The organism is Streptomyces sp. NPDC020996, assembly GCF_040641355.1.
Taxonomy (GTDB): domain Bacteria; phylum Actinomycetota; class Actinomycetes; order Streptomycetales; family Streptomycetaceae; genus Streptomyces.
Map to the genome: position 1 here is coordinate 94,059 of NZ_JBFADM010000004.1, position 19,904 is coordinate 113,962.

Here is a 19,904-nt window from a genome sequence, read left to right on the forward strand (position 1 = left end):
ACCGTTCAGCCGTTCCGGCCGACGGGCGAGGCCCGTGAGGCCAGTGAGACGGACGGCAGCCCAGCCACCGCCGACCGGTCGACGGCCGACATCGGCATGCAGGACGCCGACCCCCTGGCCCGGCGCCGCCGACAGCTGCCACCGACGGCGGCGCGGGCGCCGTACGGGCCGCCGGCACCGCCCGCGGACGACTGCCGGCTGCGGGGCCGACCGTTCAGCCGTTCCGGCCGACGGGCGAGGCCCGTGAGGCCAGTGAGACGGACGGCAGCCCAGCCACCGCCGACCGGTCGACGGCCGACATCGGCGTGCAGGACGCCGACCCCCTGGCCCGGCGCCGCCGACAGCTGCCACCGACGGCGGCGCGGGCGCCGTACGGGCCGCCGGCGCTGCCGGTAGTCGCCGCAGCGTCGTGCCCGGCCGCGTGCCCTCGCCTGCCCCTTGTGCCCGGCCGCCCTGTCAGTCCCCTGTCGCCCTGTCCCCTACCGCCGCCCCACTGCGTCCGCGAGGTCCAGGGCGGCCGCGATCCGCGCCGCGACGTCCTCGGCGTAGGCCACGTCGGCCCGTTCGAACTGGCTGCGCCCGGCACCGCGCAGAAACGTCACGACACCCAGCGTCCGCCCGCGGCTGCGCAGCACCGCGCACAAGGCGTGCACCGTGTCCGCGGGCCACTGCCGGGACCGCGCCCACTCCCGCGCCTCCTTGGCCGGCACCGAACCGCCGCCCGCCCGCACCGACCCGGTCCGCTCCACGCTCTGCAGCGCCGGATGCCCCTCGGCGTACCGCACGGGCAGTCCGGCCTGCCCGCCGAGCAGGCTCGGCCCCGGCGCCCCGGACGGCGTCGCCGCCACCCGCACCAGCCGCACCGGCCCGTTCTCCGCCCCGTCGGCGAGCGCGCCGCCCGCCACCCGGTCGATCAGCGCGTGGTCGGCGAACCCGGCGAGCGCGAAGTCGAGGTGGACGGTGGCCGCCTCCGCGGGGTCCTCGCACTCGGCGGCGGCGCGCGCCGCCCGGTGCAACTGGTTCGTACGGAACCTGAACAGCGCCGCCGCCTGCTCGCCCTGCTTGGTCTCGGTCACGTCCACGAACAGCCAGCCGACGCCCAGCGGCACCGGTTCCTCCGCGAGCGGCGAGGCCAGCCGGACGAAGCCGCAGCGCCAGCAGCGCCGCCGCTCGCCCTCCGGCGTGCGCACGCTCACCCAGATCTCCGCGGGCGCGGGCGGCGCGCCCTCCGCCAGGACGTGCGTGAGCGCGCTCTCCAGTTCCTCGACGCCCTGGGCGAGCAGTTCCCCCAGCGGCCGCCCCAGCGCGGCCGTGCGCCCGATGCCGAGCGACCGGGCCGCGTGCGCGTTCACCACGGCGGGCCGCAGGTCGGCGTCCACCAGCACGACACCCCAGGAAGCGTCGTCGAACAGCGCCTCGCTCAGCGCGATGGAGCGCTCCAGGTCGATCTGCGTGTGCACCTCGCTGAAGGCGCAGTACACGCCCGCCGGCCTGCCGTCCGGGCCGCGCACGGCGGCCGACTGCGTCCGTACGAGCACCCGTCCGCCGTCCTTGGTCAGCAGCGCGAACTCGTGCACCTGCCGGCCGGGCGACCGCATGGCGGACATCAGCCGCCCCTCGACCTCACCGGCGTCCGCCTCGCGCACGGCCCACCCGGCGAAGCCGGGCCGGCCCACGGCCTCCGCCGCCGTCCAGCCGAGGATCCGCTCCGCCTCGCGGTTCCAGTGGGTCACCACCCCGTCGGCGTCGAAGGCGCACAGGGCCGCGTCCATGCCGTCCAGCAGCGCGGCCAGCAGATCGGAGCCGTCGGGGCCCGCGGCGGCCCCCGACCCCTCGGGCTCGTCCGGCCCCAGCTCGTCGGTGGTCCCACTACGCCGGGAAGCACTCACCTGGACCCCCTCCCAGCTGCGCCCGCAGGCACGGCGCGTCGGTTCACTCACTCGCCATCATCTAACTGGAACGTGATCCAGCACACACCGGGTTCCAGAAGATTGAGGGAATCGTTGCAACCCATCCTCTTCCCCACCTTCTCTACCCCGGCCGGCCGCCTCTCACGAGCCGGAGGATCCGCCGCCGAAAACCTGTTGAACCGCGCGGGACCACTGCCTAATGTGGCGAGCACGTGAGAAGGGAGGTGATCGGGTACATGAGTGAAACCCGGACGCACGAGGTGGCTGCGGGCTAGCGGCCTGCCACCACACACAGTGCGGTGCCGGACCAGCGTGTGCGCGACACACGCAGCCGGCCCAATCCAACGCAGTCACCCGACCCGCGAGCTCGCCGGTACGTCCGGCCGGCTCCCCCGCCACCCGGCGGAGGGACCCGAGTTCGCGGGTCGTCTGCGTTCGCGAGGCCCCTCACGGGCTCAGCCGCTCCACCCGCCATCCGCCGTCCGCGTCCGCGACGTACCTGAGCCGGTCGTGCAGGCGGTTCTCGCGCCCCTGCCAGAACTCGACCCGCTGCGGGGCCACCCGGAAGCCGCCCCAGTGCGGGGGCACCGGGACCTGCTCGCCCTCCGGGTAGCGGGCCTCGAGTTCGGCGTACGCGGCGTCGACCTCGGCGCGGGAGGCGATGACGCTGGACTGGGCGCTGGCCCAGGCGCCCAGCTGGGAGCCGTGCGGGCGGCTGCGGAAGTAGGCGGCCGTCTCGTCGCGGCCGGTGCGGCGCGCGACGCCCGTGACGACGACCTGGCGTGCCATCGGGTGCCAGGGGAACAGCAGCGAGACGTGCGGGTTCTCGGCGAGGTCGTGTCCCTTGCGGGATTCGTAGTTGGTGTAGAAGACGAAGCCGTGCTCGTCGAACTGCTTCAGCAGCACCGTGCGGGAGCTGGGCCGGCCCTGGGCGTCCGCCGTGGAGACGATCATGGCGTTCGGCTCGAACAGGTGGGCCTCCCGCGCGGCCTGCGCGAACCAGCGCGCGAACTGCTGCACCGGGGTGGCCGCCAGGTCGGACTCGGCGAGGCCCTCGGCCCGGTAGTGCTTTCGCATCGCAGCGGGGTCGGGAGCGGCGGCGTCGTGGGCGTTCACGCCGACATCTTGCCGTATCGGTGCGAAGGGCATCCGGGGCATCCCCGCGGACGGCGTCCGCTGGGCGGACACGGCACGGTGTCCTTCGTCACTGTGTGGCACTGAGTGCCGCGAAGCCTCCCCAACGGTGGCACTCAGGGATATCGTGCTGATGCCGTTCCGGTGGGGTGACCGCCCGCCGTTCGGGGCATCACCAGGATGGCCACCGGGGACCGCGAGTCCGGAAGCGACCGAGGATCCGCCGGCCGGACCGCCCTGTTCCGCATCGGCACATGGTCGTCATCCCGTCCTCATCGCACCTCTCCACCGCACGTCCCCACCGCACCTCTCCACCACACCGTCTGTCGCCCACATCACGAGGAGCCGCCTGATGTCCGACTTCGTACCCGGACTCGAGGGAGTCATCGCGTTCGAGACGGAGATCGCCGAGCCGGACAAGGAGGGCGGCGCCCTCAGGTACCGGGGCGTCGACATCGAGGACCTGGTCGGTCACGTCTCGTTCGGCAACGTCTGGGGGCTGCTCGTCGACGGCGCCTTCAACCCCGGCCTGCCGCCCGCCGAGCCGTTCCCGATCCCGGTGCACTCCGGCGACATCCGCGTGGACGTGCAGTCGGCGCTGGCGATGCTGGCGCCGGTGTGGGGCCTGAAACCGCTCCTCGACATCGACGCCGCGCAGGCCCGCGACGACCTGGCCCGCGCCGCGGTGATGGCGCTGTCGTACGTCGCCCAGTCCGCCCGCGGGCAGGGCCTGCCCATGGTGCCGCAGCGGGAGATCGACAAGGCGCAGTCGGTCGTCGAGCGCTTCATGATCCGCTGGCGGGGCGAGCCGGACCCCAAGCACGTCGCGGCCGTCGACGCGTACTGGACGTCCGCCGCCGAGCACGGCATGAACGCCTCCACCTTCACCGCCCGCGTCATCGCCTCCACCGGCGCGGACGTGGCCGCGGCGCTCTCCGGCGCGGTGGGGGCCATGTCCGGCCCGCTGCACGGCGGCGCCCCCTCGCGCGTGCTGCACATGATCGAGGAGATCGAGCGGACCGGCGACGCGGAGGCGTACGTCAGGCAGGCCCTGGACCGGGGCGAGCGCCTGATGGGCTTCGGTCACCGCGTCTACCGGGCCGAGGACCCCCGCGCGCGCGTGCTGCGCCGCACCGCCCGCGAACTGGGCGCCCCGCGCTTCGAGATCGCCGAGGCGCTGGAGAAGGCGGCCCTGGAGGAGCTGCACAACCGCCGCCCGGACCGGGTGCTGGCCACGAACGTGGAGTTCTGGGCGGCCATCGTCCTGGACTTCGCCGAGGTGCCGGCCCACATGTTCACGTCGATGTTCACCTGCGCCCGCACCGCGGGCTGGTCGGCGCACATCCTGGAGCAGAAGCGCACCGGCCGCCTGGTCCGCCCGTCCGCCCGCTACGTCGGCCCGGGCCCGCGCGACCCGCGCCAGGTCGAGGGCTACGAGGACATCGCCGGCCGGTGACCGCCCGGCGCCGGGCTGAGCGGCCGCGGCCGTCAGGCGGCGGCCGGCAGGCCGCGGCCGTCAGGCGGCGACCGTCAGGCCGCGGCCGTCAGGCGGCGACCGTCAGGCCGCGGCCGTCAGGCGGCGACCGTCAGGCCGCGGCCGTCAGCCCAGCGCGCCGTCCAGCAGGTCCGCCCACTGCGCCACGACCCGCTCCCGGCGGCCCGTGTCGTCGGTGAGCAGGTTGGCGAGGCCGAGGCCCCGGGCCATGTCCAGCAGGCCCTGGACGGTCTCGCGGACGCCGGGGCGGGCCTCGTCGGCGCCCAGCAGGTCCACGGCGATGCGGTGGGTCTCGCGGCCGACGCGGGCCTCCAGCTCGGTCACCCGCGGGCGCAGCTGTTCCTCGTTGGAGGCGGCCACCCACAGGTGCAGCGCGGCCCGGAACATCGGGCCGGTGTAGAGGTCGACGAGGGCGGCCACCACGGCCCGGCGGTCGCCCGCCGCACCCTGCGGGAACAGGGCGCGCAGCGCGGTGGAGCGTTCCTCGGCGACGTACTCGACGGCCGCCGTGAAGAGGTCCTCGCGGGTCGGGAAGTGGTGCTGGGCGGCGCCCCGGGAGACGCCGGCGCGTTCGGCGACGACGGAGACCGTGGAGCCCGCCCAGCCGTGCTCGGCGAGGCAGGCCACGGCGGCCTCCAGGAGCCGCTGCCGGGTGGCCCGGCTGCGGTCCTGCTTGGGGACGCGCTCCACGCGGTCCTCCGGGCTCGTGCTCACAGCACCCATGGGGGATCCCGTCGTTCCAGGAAGGCCGTCATCCCCTCGCGGGCCTGCGGGGAGGCGAACAGCCGGGCCGAGAGCGCGGTGAGGTCGGCCGCGTCCCGGTCGAATGACTCCAGCACCTTAGCCGTGAGCAGCCGTTTCGTCTCGGCCAGGGCCTCGGGGGCGGATCTGCGCAGGCCGTCCAGGACGGGTTCCAGTACGGCGTCGACGTCGTCGCCGGCCGCGGTGACGAGGCCGATGCGGGCCGCCTCGGCGGCGTCGAAGCGCTCGCCGGTGAGGTAGTAGCGGGCCAGCGCGCGGGGGTCCGTGCGGGGCAGCAGGGGCAGGGAGATGACCGCAGGGGCCACGCCGATGCGGACCTCCGTGAAGGCGAAGCTGGCGGTGCCGGCGGCGGCCGCGATGTCGCAGCAGGCCAGCAGGCCCAGGCCGCCCGCCCGCACGTGCCCGGTGACGCGGGCTACGACCGGCTTGGGCAGCTCGACGATCTGCCTCAGCAGGGCGACCAGTGCGTCGGGGTGCGGCGGGTCGCGCAGGTCGGCGCCCGCGCTGAAGGTGTTGCCGGTGTGGGTGAGGACGACGGCCCGTACGCCGCTGTCCTTGCCGGCGTCCGTCAGCGCGTCGGCCAGCTCGCCCACCAGAGCGGCCGACAGGGCGTTGCGGTTGTCCGGGGAGTCGAGGCCGAGGGTCTCGACGCCCCGGTCGCGGGTGCGGGTGATCAGCGTCATGAGCGCTCCCTGAGCTGTCGGCGGAGGATCTTGCCGGAGGCGGCGCGCGGCACGGCGTCGAGGAAGGTGACCTCGCGGACGCGCTTGTACGGGGCGACGCGCTCGGCGACGTACGTCATGACCTCCCCCTCGGTCAGGCCGGCCGCGTCGGGCTGGCGGACGACGTAGGCGCGCGGGACCTCGTTGCCGTCGTCGTTGTAGACGCCGATGACGGCCGCGTCCGCGATGCCGGGGTGGGTCAGCAGCAGCGCCTCCAGCTCGGCGGGGGCGACCTGGAAGCCCTTGTACTTGATCAGTTCCTTGACGCGGTCGACGACGAACAGCCAGCCGTCCTCGTCCACCCGGCCGACGTCCCCGGTGTGCAGCCAGCCGTCCTCGTCGATCATCGCGGCGGTGGCGTCGGGGCGGCCCAGGTAGCCCTTCATGACCTGCGGGCCGCGGATGAGGATCTCGCCGGGCTCGCCGACGCCGAGGTCCTTGCCGGGGTCGGCGAGGGAGACGATGCGCATCTCGGTGCCGGCGATGAGCTTGCCGACGGTGCCGGGGGGCGCCTCGTGCATGGCGTCGAGCGGGACGACGTGGGTGCCGGGCGAGAGTTCCGTCATGCCGTACGCCTGGCCGACGGGCGGCAGGCCGAGCCGTTCGGAGCAGGCGGCCGAGAGCTGCGCGTCGAGCGGGGCGGCGGCGCTGACGATGTACTTCAGCGACGACAGGTCGTACTGCGCGACCAGCGGGTGCTTGGCGAGGGCCAGGACGATGGGCGGGGCGACGTACAGGCCGGTGATGCGGTGGTTCTGGACGGCCGCGAGGAACTGCTCCAGGTCGAAGCGCGGCAGCACGACGACCGTGGCGCCCTTGCGCAGCGGCGCGTTCATCAGGGCCGTCAGGCCGTAGATGTGGAAGAACGGCAGCACGGCGAGGATCCGGTCGCCGGGACCGGCGTCGGCGTACGGTTCGAGCTGGGCGAGGTTGGTGGCGATCTGGCGGTGCGTGAGCATCACGCCCTTGGGTATGCCGGTCGTGCCGGAGGAGTACGGCAGCGCCGCGACGTCCTCGACGGGGTCGATGTCGACCTGCGGCTCGGGGGCGTCGGAGGCCAGCATGTCGATGAGGGAACGGTGACCGGGCGCGCTGTCGCAGACGAAGACCTCCTCGACGCCGCCCGCGAGTCCGGCGGCCCGCCGGGCCGTCTCCAGCAGCGGGGAGACGGTGACGATCCAGCGGGCGGCGGAGTCCTTCAGCTGCTTGGCGAACTCCTCGGCGGTGGCGAGCGGGTGCACGGTGGTGACCGAGGCGCCCGCGCGCGTGGCGGCGTAGAAGGCGATCGGGAAGGCGACCGTGTTGGGGCTGTGCAGGGCGAGCACGTCGCCCTTGCGCACGCCCGCCTCGGCGAGCGCGGCGGCGACCCGCCGGTGGAAGCGGTCCACCTGCTCGTAGCTGAGGGTGGTGCCGTCGGTGCCGTCGATCAGGGCGGGCGCGTCGCCGAACTCGGCGGCCCGGCCGAGGACCGCCTCGTGGATGGGCAGCTCCACGGGCGTGACGTCTGCGTACTCACTGCGGAACACGGTTCCTCCTCGCGCGCGGGGTCAGTACGACTTGGGCAGGCCGAGGGTCTGGTGGGAGACGTAGTTGAGGATCATCTCCCTGCTGACCGGGGCGATCCGGGACACCCGCGACGCGGTGACCAGCGAGGCGAGGCCGTACTCGCGGGTGAGGCCGTTGCCGCCGAGGGTGTGCACGGACTGGTCGACGGCCCGCACGCAGGCCTCCGCGGCCGCGTACTTGGCCATGTTGGCGGCCTCGCCCGCGCCGACGTCGTCCCCGGCGTCGTAGAGGTGGGCCGCCTTCTGCATCATCAGGCGGGCGAGTTCGAGCTCGATGTGCACCTGGGCCAGGGGGTGCGCGATGGCCTGGTGGGCGCCGATGGGCGTCTTCCAGACGCTGCGCTCGCGGGCGTACTGGACCGCCCGGGACAGGGCGTAGCGTCCCATGCCGATGCCGAAGGCGGCCGTCATGATGCGCTCGGGGTTCAGGCCGGCGAACAGTTGCAGCAGGCCCGCGTCCTCGTCGCCGACGAGTGCGTCGGCGGGCAGCCGCACGTCGTCCAGGACCAGCTCGAACTGCTTCTCCGCGGCGCTGAGTTCCATGTCGATGGGGCGCCGCTGGAAGCCGTCCGCGTCGCGCGGGACGATGAACAGGCACGGCTTGAGGCGGCCGGTGCGCGCGTCCTCGGTGCGGCCGACGATCAGGGTCGCGTCCGCGATGTCGACGCCGGAGATGAAGACCTTGCGGCCGGTCAGCAGCCAGTCGGCGCCGTCCTTGCGGGCGGTGGTGGTGATGCGGTGGCTGTTGGAGCCGGCGTCGGGCTCGGTGATGCCGAAGGCCATCCGGCGGGTGCCGTCGGCGAGGCCGGGCAGCCACTGCCGCTTCTGCTCCTCGGTGCCGAAGCGGGCGATGACCGTGCCGCAGATGGCGGGCGAGACGACCATCATCAGCAACGGGCAGCCCGCGGCGCCGAGTTCCTCCAGGACGATGGACAGTTCGGCGATGCCGCCGCCCCCGCCGCCGTACTCCTCGGGCAGGTTGACGCCCAGGTAGCCGAGTTTGGCGGCCTCCGCCCACAGTTCGTCGGGGTGCCGGCCCTCCCGGGCGAGGCCGGTGATGTAGTCGCGGCCGTACCGCCGGCCGAGGGCGGCCACCGCCGACCTGAGGGCCTGGTGTTCTTCCGTCTCGAGGGTGGCGCTCACTGGTCCTCCTGTGCGGACTTCTCGGCTCCGGACGCTTCGGGTGGGGACGCTTCGGCTGCGGATGCTCCGGATGCGGACGCTTCGGCTCCGGCCGCTTCAGGTGCGGCCGCTTCAGGTGCGGCCGCTTCAGGTGCGGCCGCTTCGACTACGGCGAGCAGGGCGCCGACCTCGACCTGGCGGCCGGGTGCGGCGTGCAGGGCGCTCAGCGTCCCGGTGACGGGCGCTGTGATCCTGTGTTCCATCTTCATCGCCTCCAGCCAGAGCAGCGGCTGTCCGGCCCGGACCGCGGCTCCCTCGGCCAGCCCCTCGGCCACCCGGACGACCGTGCCCGGCATGGGGGCGAGCAGCGAGCCGGGGGCCCGCTGATCGGCCGGGTCGGGGAAGCGGGGCAGGGCGGTGAGCGTGGTGGCGTTCACGTAGACCCGGTCGCCGTGGCGTGCCACCTCGAACCGGCGCCGTACGCCGTCCACCTCCAGGACCACCAGCCGCGCGTCGGCGTGCGCGATGCGGACGCCGTCGGCGGCCAGGCCCTCGCGGGTGTGCCGGTAGCGGACCTCGTGCTCCTCGCCCGCCATCGCGTACCGCTTGACCTGCGGCTGCGAGGGCAGGTTGCGCCAGCCGCCGAAGCGGGAGCGGCCGTGGGCGTCGGCGAGGGCGGCGGCCAGGGGCGCGTACGGGTCGGGGGCTGGCTCGGTGAGGGCGGCGAGGTGGCGGTCGTAGAAGCCGGTGTCCATGCGGGCGGAGGCGAACTCCTCGTGCCGCAGGGAACGCACCAGCAGGTCCCGGTTGGTGACCGGGCCGTGCACGGCCGCCCGCTCCAGGGCGCCGGCCAGCTTGCGGACGGCCTCGGCGCGGGTGGGGGCGTGGGCGACGACCTTGGCGAGCATCGGGTCGTAGTGGACGCCGATCGTGTCGCCGTCGGTGAAGCCGGTGTCCAGGCGGACGCCGTCGGGGACGGCGAGGCGGTGCAGGGTGCCGGTCTGCGGGGCCCAGCCGCCGGCCGGGTCCTCGGCGTAGAGGCGGGCCTCGATCGCGTGGCCGCGCGCGCGTGGCGGGTCGCCTTCGAGGGCGTGGCCCTCGGCGACGCGCAGTTGCAGGGCGACCAGGTCGACGCCGAACACGGCCTCGGTGACGGGGTGCTCGACCTGGAGGCGGGTGTTCATCTCCAGGAAGTGCGCCGTGTCGCCGTCGACGAGGAACTCGACCGTGCCGGCGCCCACGTAGTCGACGGCGCGCGCGGCGCGCACGGCCAGCGCGCGCAACTCCTCCTCGAGCCGCTCGGAGAGCCCGGGCGCCGGCGCCTCCTCGATCACCTTCTGGTGGCGGCGCTGCAGGGAGCAGTCGCGGGTGCCGAGCGCCCACACGGTGCCGTGCGTGTCGGCCAGCACCTGCACCTCGACGTGGCGGCCGCCCTCCACGTACGGCTCGACGAAGACCTCGCCGTCGCCGAAGGCGCTCGCCGCCTCGGCGCGCGCGCTCTCCAGGGCGTCGCCCAGCTCCTCCAGACGGCGCACGACGCGCATCCCGCGCCCCCCGCCGCCCGCGGCCGCCTTCACCAGCACCGGCAGGTCGGCCTCGGTCACCTCGCCCAGCGGGGCGATCCCCATCAGCTCCTTGGCGCGCGTCTTGGACGCCATCGCCTCGATCGCCTCCGGGGGCGGCCCGATCCACTTGAGGCCCGCGTCGGTGACGGCGCGCGCGAAGTCGGCGTTCTCGGACAGGAAGCCGTAGCCGGGGTGCACGGCGTCGGCGCCGGCGGCGACGGCCGCCTTCACGATCAGGTCGCCGCGCAGGTACGTCTCCGCGGGCGCGGCCCCCGGCAGCCGTACCGCCGTGTCGGCCACGCGCGCGTGCAGGGCGCTCTCGTCGGCGTCCGAGTGCACGGCGACCGTCCGGATGCCCAGCTCGCGGCAGGTACGGAAGATCCGGCAGGCGATCTCGCCCCGGTTGGCGACCAGCAGAGTCTGGATCATGGACCTCACATCCGGAAGACGCCGAAGCCGCCGCGCGCGCCCTCGAAGGGCGCGGTGTGCACGGCGGACAGGCACAGGCCGAGGACGGTGCGGGTGTCGCGCGGGTCGATGACGCCGTCGTCGTACAGCCGCCCGGACAGGAACATCGGCAGCGACTCGGACTCGATCTGCTGCTCCACCATGGCGCGCAGGGCGGCGTCCGCCTCGTCGTCGTAGGGGCGTCCCTTCGCGGCGGCCGACTGGCGGGCCACGATCGACAGCACGCCGGCGAGCTGCTGCGGGCCCATGACGGCCGACTTGGCGCTGGGCCAGGCGAACAGGAAGCGCGGGTCGTAGGCGCGGCCGCACATGCCGTAGTGCCCGGCGCCGTAGGAGGCGCCCATGAGCAGGGACAGGTGGGGCACCCGGCTGTTGCTGACGGCGTTGATCATCATCGAGCCGTGCTTGATGATGCCGCCCTGCTCGTACTCCCTGCCGACCATGTAGCCGGTGGTGTTGTGCAGGAACAGCAGCGGGATGTCGCGCTGGTTGGCGAGCTGGATGAACTGGGCGGCCTTCTGCGACTCCGCGCTGAACAGCACGCCCTGCGCGTTGGCGAGGATGCCGACGGGATAGCCGTGCAGGGTGGCCCAGCCGGTCGTCAGGCTGGTCCCGTACAGCGGCTTGAACTCGTCGAAGTCGGAGGCGTCGACGATCCGGGCGATGACCTCGCGCGGGTCGAAGGGGGTCTTCAGGTCGCCGGGGACGATGCCGAGCAGTTCGTCCTCGTCGTACTTGGGCGGCGCCGCGGGGCCGGGATCGGGGTGGGCCTTGCGGTGGTTGAGCCGGGCGACGACCCGCCGCGCCTGCCGCAGGGCGTCGTGCTCGTCCACGGCGAAGTAGTCGGCGAGACCCGACACCCGCGCGTGCATCTCGGCGCCGCCCAGCGACTCGTCGTCGCTCTCCTCGCCGGTGGCCATCTTCACCAGCGGCGGCCCGCCGAGGAACACCTTGGCGCGCTCCTTGACCATGATCACGTGGTCGGACATGCCGGGCACGTACGCGCCCCCGGCCGTGGAGTTGCCGAAGACGACCGCGACCGTCGGAATGCCGGCCGCCGACAGCCGGGTGAGGTCGCGGAAGATCGCGCCGCCGGGGATGAAGATCTCCTTCTGGGACGGCAGGTCCGCGCCGCCGGACTCCACCAGGCTGATGCAGGGCAGCCGGTTGGCGAGGGCGATGTCGTTGGCCCGCAGGGCCTTCTTCAGCGACCAGGGGTTGCTGGCGCCGCCGCGCACGGTCGGGTCGTTGGCGGTGATCAGGCACTCCACGCCCTCGACGACGCCGATGCCGGTGACGACGGAGGCGCCGACGGCGTAGTCGCTGCCCCAGGCGGCCAGCGGCGACAGCTCCAGGAAGGGCGTGTCCGGGTCGAGCAGCAGCTCGATGCGTTCGCGGGCCAGCAGCTTGCCGCGCTTCCGGTGCCGCTGCACGTACTTCTCGCCGCCGCCCGCGAGCGCCTTGGCGTGCTCGGCGTCCAGGTCGGCGAGCTTGGCGAGCATGGCCTCGCGGTTGGCCCGGTATTCGGGGGCGTGGGTGTCGAGGGTGGTCGGGATGACCGTCACAGCAGGGCCTCCGGGATGTCCAGGTGGCGGGAGCGCAGCCATTCGCCGAGGGCCTTGGCCTGCGGGTCGAAGCGGGCCTGCGCGGCGACGCCCTCGCCGAGGACGCCCTCGACGACGAAGTTCAGGGCGCGCAGGTTCGGCAGGGCGTGCCGGGTGACCGTCAGCGCGCGGCTCTCCGGGATCAGGTCCCGGAACCGGTCGGCGGTCAGCTCGTGCGCGAGCCACCGCCAGGCCGCCTCCGAGCGCGCCCACACGCCCACGTTGGCGTTGCCGCCCTTGTCGCCGCTGCGGGCCCCGGCGACCAGGCCGAGCGGGGCGCGCCGGACGGGTCCCGGCTCGGGCGGCTCGGGCAGCGGCGGCTCGGGCACCTCGTCGAGGGCGAGGGCGTCGGCGGGCGGCGGCACCGGGATCCGGCGTCCGTCGTCGAGGACCGCCTCGTGGCCTACGGCATCCTGCGGGACGTACGCCGCCTCGAAGACGCCGTAGGGCGCGCCCTTGCCCGGCGGGGCGAGCACGTGGAAGCCGGGGTAGCTGGCCAGCGCCAGCTCGATCGCGGCGCCGCTGAGCGCCCGTCCGACCACCTCCGGGTCCGCGTCCCGCACCACCAGCCGGAGCAGCGCGCTCGCGGTCTCCTCGGTCGGCGCGTCGGGCCGGTCGGTGCGCACCAGGTCCCAGCGGACGTCGGCGGGCGGGGCCTTGGCGAGCGCGTCCGCCATCTGCTCCCGCACCAGCGCGGCCTTCGCCTCCACGTCGAGGCCGGTGAGGACGAAGGTCATCTCGTTGCGGAAGCCGCCGAGCCGGTTGCGGCCGACCTTGAGCGTCGGCGGCGGGGCCTCGCCGCGCACCCCGTCGATCCGCACCCGGTCGGGCCCGTCCTGGGTGAGCCGTACGGTGTCCAGGCGGGCGGTGACGTCGGGTCCCGCGTACCGGGCGCCCGCCGTCTCGTACAGCAGCTGGGCGGTGACGGTGCCGACGTCGACGAAGCCGCCGGTGCCGGGGTGCTTGGTGACGACGCAGCTGCCGTCCTCGTGCAGCTCTGCGAGCGGGAAGCCGGGCCGGCGGACGTCGCCGTCGCCGAAGAAGGCGTAGTTCCCGCCGGTGGCCTGCGTCCCGCACTCCAGGACGTGCCCGGCGACGACGGCGCCCGCGAGCCGGTCGTACTCCCCCGGCTGCCAGCCGAAGTGGGCGGCGGCGGGCCCGGTGACCAGCGCCGCGTCCGTCACCCGCCCGGTGACCACGATGTCGGCGCCCTCCCGCAGGCAGGCCGCGATGCCGAAGCCGCCGAGGTAGGCGTGGGCGGCCAGGGCGCCGGGGTGGGCGGCGGTGAGGTCGTCGCCCTCGACGTGCGCGACCCGGACCGGGACGCCGAGCCGTGCGGCCAGCTCCCGCACCCGGTCGGCGAGTCCGGCGGGGTTCAGCCCGCCGGCGTTGGTGACGAGGCGCACGCCCCGCTCGTGGGCGAGCCCGAGACACTCCTCCAGCTGGCGCAGGAAGGTGCGGGCGTACCCGGCGCCGGGGTCCTTCAGCCGGTCCCGGCCCAGGATGAGCATGGTCAGCTCGGCGAGGTAGTCGCCGGTCAGGACGTCCAGCTCGCCGCCGGTGAGCATCTCGCGCACGGCGTCGAAGCGGTCGCCGTAGAAGCCGGAGGCGTTGCCGATGCGCAGCACGCTCACGCGCCGGCCCCCTTCGGCGGGCGGCCCGCGCCGGGCGGCCCCGCGAACGCCTGGGCGATGCCGAGCCAGCGGTCGGCGTCGGGGCCCTCCGCGCGCACGGCGAGGTCGTCACGGTGGGCGCGCTGGGTGACCAGCAGACAGAAGTCGAGCGCGGGACCGGTGACCCGCTGCGCGGCGTCTTCCGGACCGAACGTCCACACCTCTCCGGAAGGCGCGTCGAGCTCGACCCGGAACTCCTCGCCGGGGGCCGGCAGCCCGTGGGCGGCGAAGGCGAAGTCGCGGGCCCGGACGCCGATGCGGACGACGTGCCTGAGCCGGCCGGTGGGGGTGCGGACGACGCCCAGCGCGTCGGCCACGTCCTGGCCGTGGGCCCAGGTCTCCATCAGGCGGCCGGTGGCCATGGAGGCGGCCGACATGGGGGGTCCGTACCAGGGGAAACGGGCGCCGGGCGGGCTCGCGCGCAGCGCCCGGTCGAGCGCGGCGCGTCCCTCGCGCCATTTGCTCAGCAGTTCCTCGGACGGCAGTTTGGCCCCCTCGTCGGCGCCGTCGTCCACGAAGGACTCGGGTGCGGCGAGCGCCTGCTCGACCAGGCCGTGGAACGCTACCGCGTCGGTCACGGCGAGCAGGGCCGAGTGGTCGGTCCAGGCGAGGTGGGCGATCTGGTGGGCGATGCTCCAGCGGGGCGCGGGCGTGGCGAGCGCCCACTGCTCGGGGGTCAACTCGGCCACGAGACGGTCGAGTTCGTCACTCTCGTCACGCAGGTCGTCGATGACGGGCGTCGGATCGGACATGGGGGGAGCATGGCAGCGGCGCCAGAAACAATCAAGCATGCTTGCATGAATAATTTCGCGCGTACGGAGCCGCCCCCGTCGGCCGCGCGAGCGCCGCCGACGCCCGAAATTCACGAGCGCGGCGCGCGTTCACCGCCGTACGGTCGTCCGGTGGCGAACGAGAACGAGGACGAGAACGAGGACGAGGACGGCTACTTCGGGGAGTCCGTCGCGGCGGACTACGACGAGTCGACGGCGGAGATGTTCGACCCACGGATCGTGGAACCGGCGGTCGACGTCCTGGCGGAGCTGGCCGGCCACGGCGGCCGGGCGCTGGAGCTGGGGATCGGCACCGGACGGATCGCGCTGCCGCTGGCCCGGCGGGGCGTCGAGGTGCACGGCATCGACCTGTCGCGGGCGATGGTGGCGCGGCTGCGGGCCAAGCCGGGCGGGGACGCGATCGGCGTGACGGTCGGGGACTTCGCGACGACGCGGGTGGACGGCGCCTTCTCCGTCGCCTACCTGGTCTTCAACACGATCATGAACCTCACCTCGCAGGACGCCCAGGTGGAGTGCTTCCGCAACGCCGCGGCCCACCTGGAGCCCGGCGGCTGCTTCGTGGTCGAGGTCACCGTCCCCGACCTGCGCAGACTGCCACCGGGACAGAACGCGGTGCCGTTCCGGGTGGACGGGTCGCGGCTGGGCTTCGACCTCTACGACGTGGCGACGCAGTCGATGAGCTCGCACCACGTGCGCGTCGCGGACGGACGGGGCTCCTACCTGGCGGTCCCGTTCCGCTACGTGTGGCCCGCGGAGCTGGACCTGATGGCCCGGCTGGCGGGGATGCGGCTGCGTGACCGGTGGGACGGCTGGACACGGGAGCCGTTCACCGGCGAGAGCCGGCAGCACGTGTCGGTGTGGGAGAGGCCCGCCTGACGGTCGCCAGGCGGGCGCCGCGACGGGCGCGCTACGACGGGCGGCGCGGGCGCGCTACGACGGGCGGCGCGGGCGCGCTACGACGGGCGGCGCGGGCGCGCTACGACGGGCGGCGCGGGCGCGCTACAACGAGCTTTTCGGGCCCGTCTGGGTGCGTACCGCGCCCATGCTGGCCGCGATGACCAGGGCGACGGCCGCCGCCTGCGCCGCGGACAGGGTCTGGCCGAGGATCAGGAAGCCGGCCGTGGCGGCCAGGGCCGGCTCCAGGCTCATCAGGACCGCGAAGGTGGAGGCGGGCAGGCGGCGCAGCGCGAGCAGTTCCAGGGTGTAGGGCAGGACGGAGGACAGCAGCGCCACGGCCGAGCCCAGCCCGATCGTCACCGGGTCGGTGAGCTTCGCGCCCGACTCGGCGATCCCCAGCGGCAGCATCAGCAGCGCCGCCACGCCCATGGCCAGCGCCAGCCCGTCGGCCTGCGGGAAGCGCCGGCCGGTGCGGGCGCTGAAGACGATGTACGCCGCCCACATGGCGCCCGCGCCCAGCGCGAAGCCGGCTCCCGCCGGGTCGAGGCCGCCGAAGTCCCCACCGCCGAGGAGGAAGACGCCGGCGAGGGCGAGCCCGGCCCAGACCATGTTCACCGCGCGGCGGGAGGCGAGGACCGACAGGGCGAGCGGGCCGAGTACCTCCAGGGTGACCGCGGCGCCGAGCGGGATGCGGGCGACCGCCTGGTAGAACATGGCGTTCATCGCGCCCATGACGACGCCGAAGACGACCACCGTCCCCCAGTCCGTGCGCGAGTGGCCGCGCAGCCGGGGCCGGCAGACCAGCAGCAGGATCACCGCCGCCGCCACCAGCCGCAGGGTGACGACGCCGAGCGCACCGGCTCGCGGCATCAGGCTCGCCGCGAGCGCGGCGCCGAACTGCACCGAGACACCGCCGGCCAGCACCAGGCCGACGGGGCCGAGTGAGCCGCGGCGGTGCGGGACGCCGCCCGCGGGCACGGGACCGAGCCCGGTCGGCGAGGGGGTTGCGGCGGGGGAAGGGGCGGTCACGGGCGGTCCAGGGGCTCGGGTTCGTTCATTCATCACGATGCACTACGGAGTCCACGGTAATGGACTCCGTCAGGTGTGTGAACCTGGGACGCGACTGTCTCGGTGGGCGGACGCCGGGCGATGTGCCCGAGGACTCCCTCATGAGGTCCGGCGGTCCCGGGGCCCGGAGGCCTCCGGCGCCTCACCCTCCTCCAGCGCGTCCGCCAGCACCTCCGCGAGGTGCCGCCCGCGGGCCCCCGCCAACTGCCCCAGCTGCGTACGGCAGGAGAACCCGTCGGCCAGGATCACCGCGTCCTCCCCCGCCTCCCGCACCGACGGCAGCAGCCGTTCCTCGGCGCACGCCACCGACACCTCGAAGTGCCCCCGCTCGAAACCGAAGTTGCCCGCGAGCCCGCAGCAGCCGCCGGACAGCTCGCCCGTCAGTCCCGCCGCTTGCCGCAGCCGGCGGTCGGCGTCGTCGCCGAGGACCGCGTGCTGGTGGCAGTGGGTCTGGCCGACGGCGGGGCGGTCCAGGCGCGGCGGCGTCCAGTGCGGCGCCAGGCGTTGCAAGGCCTCCGCGAAGGTCAGCACCAGGGAGGCCAGGCGGGCGGCACGCGGATCGTCGTGCAGCAGCTCGGGCAGGTCGCCGCGGAGGGCGGCCGCGCAGCTCGGCTCCAGCACGACGACCGGGACGGCGGCCTGAAGGACCGGTTCCATCAGGTCGAGGGTGCGGCGCAGCACCGCGCGGGCCCGGTCGAGCTGCCCGGTGGAGACGTATGTCAGCCCGCAGCAGACGCGGCCCCGGCCGCGCAGCACCTGGAGGGGGTTCAGGACGGTGGACGTGCCGTCGCCCACCGGCGGCCGGGTGAGCCGCAGCGTCGGCGGGAGCGCCACCCGCAGCCCGGCCGCCTCCAGCACGCACACCGCCGCCCGCCCCACCTCGGGCGAGAAGTGCTCGGTGAAGGTGTCCGGCCACAGCACGACCAGTTCCCCGGGGCCGGAAGCCGCTCCGGCCCGCCCGCGCCACCACCGGGTGAACGTGCGCGTCGCCAGCCGCGGAATCCGCCGTTCGGGCGCGATCCCGCCGAGCCGTTTCGCCGCCCACGCCAACGGCGGTACGGCGGCGAGGGCGTTGACGAGCCCGGCGGTGCGGGTCCGGGCCGTCCAGCGCAGCCACTCCGGCAGCCGGCCCATGCTGTGGTGGGCGGCCGGGCGGCGCCGGCCGGCGTAGTGGTGGTGCAGGAACTCCGCCTTGTAGGTGGCCATGTCCACACCGGCCGGGCAGTCGGAGCGGCAGCCCTTGCAGCCCAGGCACAGGTCCAGGGCGTCGCGGACCTCCGTCGACCGCCAGCCGTCGGTGACCAGTTCACCGGCCAGCATCTCGTGCAGCAGCCGGGCCCGCCCGCGCGTGGAGTGCTCCTCCTCGCCGGTGACCCGGAAGGACGGGCACATGACGGCCGGTCCGGACGCCGTCTGCGTACGGCACTTGGCGACGCCGACGCACCGCCGTACGGCCGCAGTGAAGTCGCCGCCGTCCGCCGGGTAGCCGAAGGCCACGTCGACCGGCTCGCGCGGCAGGACGGCGAAGCGCAGGCCGGAGTCCAGCGGGGCCGGGCGGACCAGCATGCCGGGGTTGAGCAGGCCGTCGGGGTCCCAGACGCCCTTGACCCGCTCGAAGAGGGCGACCATCTCCTCGCCGTACATCCGCGGCAGCAGCTCGGCCCGCGCCTGCCCGTCACCGTGCTCCCCGGACAGCGAGCCGCCGTGCGCCACCACCAGGTCGGCGAGTTCCTCCGAGAAGCGCCGGAAGCGGCCGACGCCGGCCGGCGTCAGGAGGTCGAAGTCGATGCGGACGTGGATGCAGCCGTCCCCGAAGTGCCCGTACGGCGTGCCGCGCAGGCCGTGGGCGGCCAGCAGTCCCCGGAAGTCCCGCAGGTACGCCCCGAGCCGGGCGGGCGGCACCGCGCAGTCCTCCCAGCCCGGCCATGCCTCGGTGCCGTCCGGCATCCGGGTGGCGGTGCCCGCGGCGTCCTCCCGGATGCGCCACAGCGCCCGTTGCCCGGCCTCGTCCGTCACCACCAGGGAGTCCACCACGTCGGCGGCCCGCACGACCGCCTCCGCACGCGCGCGTGCCTCGGCTTCCGACTCGCCGCCCGTCTCAACGAACAGCCAGGCGCCGCCCCGCGGCAGCTCGGCCGCCGTCGGCACCAGGTCGGCCGCCATCCCCTCCAGCGTGAGCGGCCCTCCGCCGCTCCCGGCTCCGCCCGGACGGGTCGACGCCCATGCCCGCAGCCCGGCCGCGGCCTCGGCGGCGGCGCTCTCGTCGGCGTACCCGAGGACGGCGAGCGCACGCGCGCGTGGCGCCCCGACGAGCCGTACGACCGCCTCGGTCAGCACAGCCAGCGTGCCCTCCGAGCCGCACAGGGACCGGGCCACGTCGGCGCCCCGCTCGGGCAGCAGCGCGTCCAGCGCGTACCCGGAGATACGGCGGGGCAGCTCCGGGAACCCGGTCCGCAGCCGCGCCCGCTCCGCCTCCACCAGGCCGCCCAGGCCCTCCGGCGCCCCGGCCCAGCCCGGCCCGGGCCGCAGCCGCTGCCCGCGCGCGGTGACGACGGCCAGCTCCCGCACGTTGTCGGCCGTCGTCCCCCAGGCCACCGAGTGCGCGCCGCAGGAGTTGTTGCCGATCATGCCGCCGAGCGTGCAGCGGCTGTGCGTGGAGGGGTCGGGTCCGAAGCGCAGCCCGTGCGGGGCGGCGGCCTCCTGGAGCCGGTCGAGGACGAGGCCGGGCTGTACGAGGGCGGTACGGGACTCCGCGTCGAGGGAGACCAGCCGGTTCATGTGCCGGGTGAAGTCCAGCACGACCCCCGCGCCGGTCGCCTGCCCGGCGATCGAGGTGCCCCCGCCCCGCGCGACGACGGGCACCCCGTACGTCCGGCACACCTCCAGTACGGCGGCGACGTCGTCGGCGTCGTACGGCGCGACGACCCCGAGCGGGACCCGGCGGTAGTTGGAGGCGTCCATGGTGACGAGCGCGCGGGCGGTGACGTCGAAGCCCACCTCGCCCCGCACGGCGGAACGCAGCTCGCTCTCGAGATCGCTCATCCCCCCAGCAAACCAGCCACCGCCCCCGAAGCGGCCCCGCCCGGCGAAGCGGCCCCGCCCGGCGAACCGGCGGACGCTCGACGAAC

General features: G+C 74.7%; 14 protein-coding genes. 2 read left to right on the plus strand and 12 right to left on the minus strand.

The annotated features are described in order from the left end of the window. Positions 1-479: 479 nt before the first annotated feature. Both AB0G63_RS04490 and pdxH read right to left on the minus strand, forming a co-directional pair. On the minus strand, positions 480-1,889 hold the full coding sequence (locus tag AB0G63_RS04490) for a PAS domain-containing protein (protein ID WP_360744102.1): 1,410 nt from the start codon (positions 1,887-1,889) through the stop codon (positions 480-482). Positions 1,890-2,357: 468 nt separating this feature from the next. After that, positions 2,358-2,987, minus strand: a complete 630-nt coding sequence (gene pdxH, locus AB0G63_RS04495) for a pyridoxamine 5'-phosphate oxidase (protein ID WP_360744496.1) — start codon at positions 2,985-2,987, stop codon at positions 2,358-2,360. Between the two features lie 409 nt (positions 2,988-3,396). On the opposite strand from pdxH, the gene AB0G63_RS04500 reads away from it, so the two are divergent. Next, positions 3,397-4,500, plus strand: a complete 1,104-nt coding sequence (locus AB0G63_RS04500) for a citrate synthase 2 (RefSeq protein ID WP_360744105.1) — start codon at positions 3,397-3,399, stop codon at positions 4,498-4,500. 144 nt (positions 4,501-4,644) lie between these two features. On the opposite strand, the gene AB0G63_RS04505 is transcribed toward AB0G63_RS04500, so the two are convergent. Genes AB0G63_RS04505 through AB0G63_RS04540 form a run of 8 tightly spaced genes read right to left on the minus strand, consistent with a single transcriptional unit; the run spans position 4,645 to position 14,772 of the window. Next, a complete protein-coding gene (locus AB0G63_RS04505) occupies positions 4,645-5,262 on the minus strand; it encodes a TetR/AcrR family transcriptional regulator (RefSeq protein WP_360744108.1) in 618 nt (205 codons plus the stop codon). Next, positions 5,250-5,984, minus strand: a complete 735-nt coding sequence (locus AB0G63_RS04510; protein WP_360744111.1) for an enoyl-CoA hydratase family protein — start codon at positions 5,982-5,984, stop codon at positions 5,250-5,252. The genes AB0G63_RS04505 and AB0G63_RS04510 overlap by 13 nt, the downstream gene beginning before the upstream one ends. Next, a complete protein-coding gene (locus AB0G63_RS04515) occupies positions 5,981-7,549 on the minus strand; it encodes a 4-coumarate--CoA ligase family protein (RefSeq protein ID WP_360744114.1) in 1,569 nt (522 codons plus the stop codon). Before AB0G63_RS04515 ends, AB0G63_RS04510 begins: the two co-directional genes overlap by 4 nt. A gap of 21 nt (positions 7,550-7,570) precedes the next feature. After that, positions 7,571-8,731 carry an acyl-CoA dehydrogenase family protein gene (locus AB0G63_RS04520; RefSeq protein ID WP_360744119.1) on the minus strand — a complete coding sequence of 387 codons (1,161 nt, stop codon included), beginning with the start codon at positions 8,729-8,731 and terminating at the stop codon, positions 7,571-7,573. Further along, positions 8,728-10,704, minus strand: coding sequence for a biotin carboxylase N-terminal domain-containing protein (locus tag AB0G63_RS04525; protein ID WP_360744122.1), 1,977 nt, complete (start codon positions 10,702-10,704; stop codon positions 8,728-8,730). Before AB0G63_RS04525 ends, AB0G63_RS04520 begins: the two co-directional genes overlap by 4 nt. Positions 10,705-10,709: 5 nt before the next feature. Next, complete coding sequence (locus AB0G63_RS04530; RefSeq protein ID WP_360744125.1) at positions 10,710-12,308, minus strand: carboxyl transferase domain-containing protein; 1,599 nt, start codon at positions 12,306-12,308, stop codon at positions 10,710-10,712. After that, the gene (locus AB0G63_RS04535; protein WP_360744128.1) at positions 12,305-13,981 is read right to left on the minus strand and encodes an acyclic terpene utilization AtuA family protein; all 1,677 of its coding nucleotides are present in this window, start codon (positions 13,979-13,981) and stop codon (positions 12,305-12,307) included. Before AB0G63_RS04535 ends, AB0G63_RS04530 begins: the two co-directional genes overlap by 4 nt. After that, on the minus strand, positions 13,978-14,772 hold the full coding sequence (locus AB0G63_RS04540; RefSeq protein WP_360744131.1) for a TIGR03084 family metal-binding protein: 795 nt from the start codon (positions 14,770-14,772) through the stop codon (positions 13,978-13,980). The genes AB0G63_RS04535 and AB0G63_RS04540 overlap by 4 nt, the downstream gene beginning before the upstream one ends. Before the next feature lie 150 nt (positions 14,773-14,922). Between AB0G63_RS04540 and AB0G63_RS04545 the strand changes: the two genes are divergently transcribed. Then, positions 14,923-15,687, plus strand: coding sequence for a methyltransferase domain-containing protein (locus AB0G63_RS04545; RefSeq protein WP_360744134.1), 765 nt, complete (start codon positions 14,923-14,925; stop codon positions 15,685-15,687). 123 nt (positions 15,688-15,810) lie between these two features. On the opposite strand, the gene AB0G63_RS04550 is transcribed toward AB0G63_RS04545, so the two are convergent. Beyond that, complete coding sequence (locus AB0G63_RS04550) at positions 15,811-16,737, minus strand: EamA family transporter (protein ID WP_360744137.1); 927 nt, start codon at positions 16,735-16,737, stop codon at positions 15,811-15,813. A gap of 138 nt (positions 16,738-16,875) precedes the next feature. Further along, on the minus strand, positions 16,876-19,818 hold the full coding sequence (locus AB0G63_RS04555; RefSeq protein ID WP_360744140.1) for an FAD-binding and (Fe-S)-binding domain-containing protein: 2,943 nt from the start codon (positions 19,816-19,818) through the stop codon (positions 16,876-16,878). Positions 19,819-19,904 lie beyond the last annotated feature (86 nt).

Bases quoted from the DNA above. Each gene is read 5' to 3' on its own strand.
- pdxH (WP_360744496.1), bottom strand. From the start codon at position 2,987: ATGCGAAAGCACTACCGGGCCGAGGGCCTCGCCGAGTCCGACCTGGCG.
- AB0G63_RS04500 (WP_360744105.1), top strand. From the start codon at position 3,397: ATGTCCGACTTCGTACCCGGACTCGAGGGAGTCATCGCGTTCGAGACG.
- AB0G63_RS04525 (WP_360744122.1), bottom strand. From the start codon at position 10,704: ATGATCCAGACTCTGCTGGTCGCCAACCGGGGCGAGATCGCCTGCCGG.
- AB0G63_RS04555 (WP_360744140.1), bottom strand. From the start codon at position 19,818: ATGAGCGATCTCGAGAGCGAGCTGCGTTCCGCCGTGCGGGGCGAGGTG.
- AB0G63_RS04540 (WP_360744131.1), bottom strand. From the start codon at position 14,772: ATGTCCGATCCGACGCCCGTCATCGACGACCTGCGTGACGAGAGTGAC.
- AB0G63_RS04505 (WP_360744108.1), bottom strand. From the start codon at position 5,262: ATGGGTGCTGTGAGCACGAGCCCGGAGGACCGCGTGGAGCGCGTCCCC.
- AB0G63_RS04510 (WP_360744111.1), bottom strand. From the start codon at position 5,984: ATGACGCTGATCACCCGCACCCGCGACCGGGGCGTCGAGACCCTCGGC.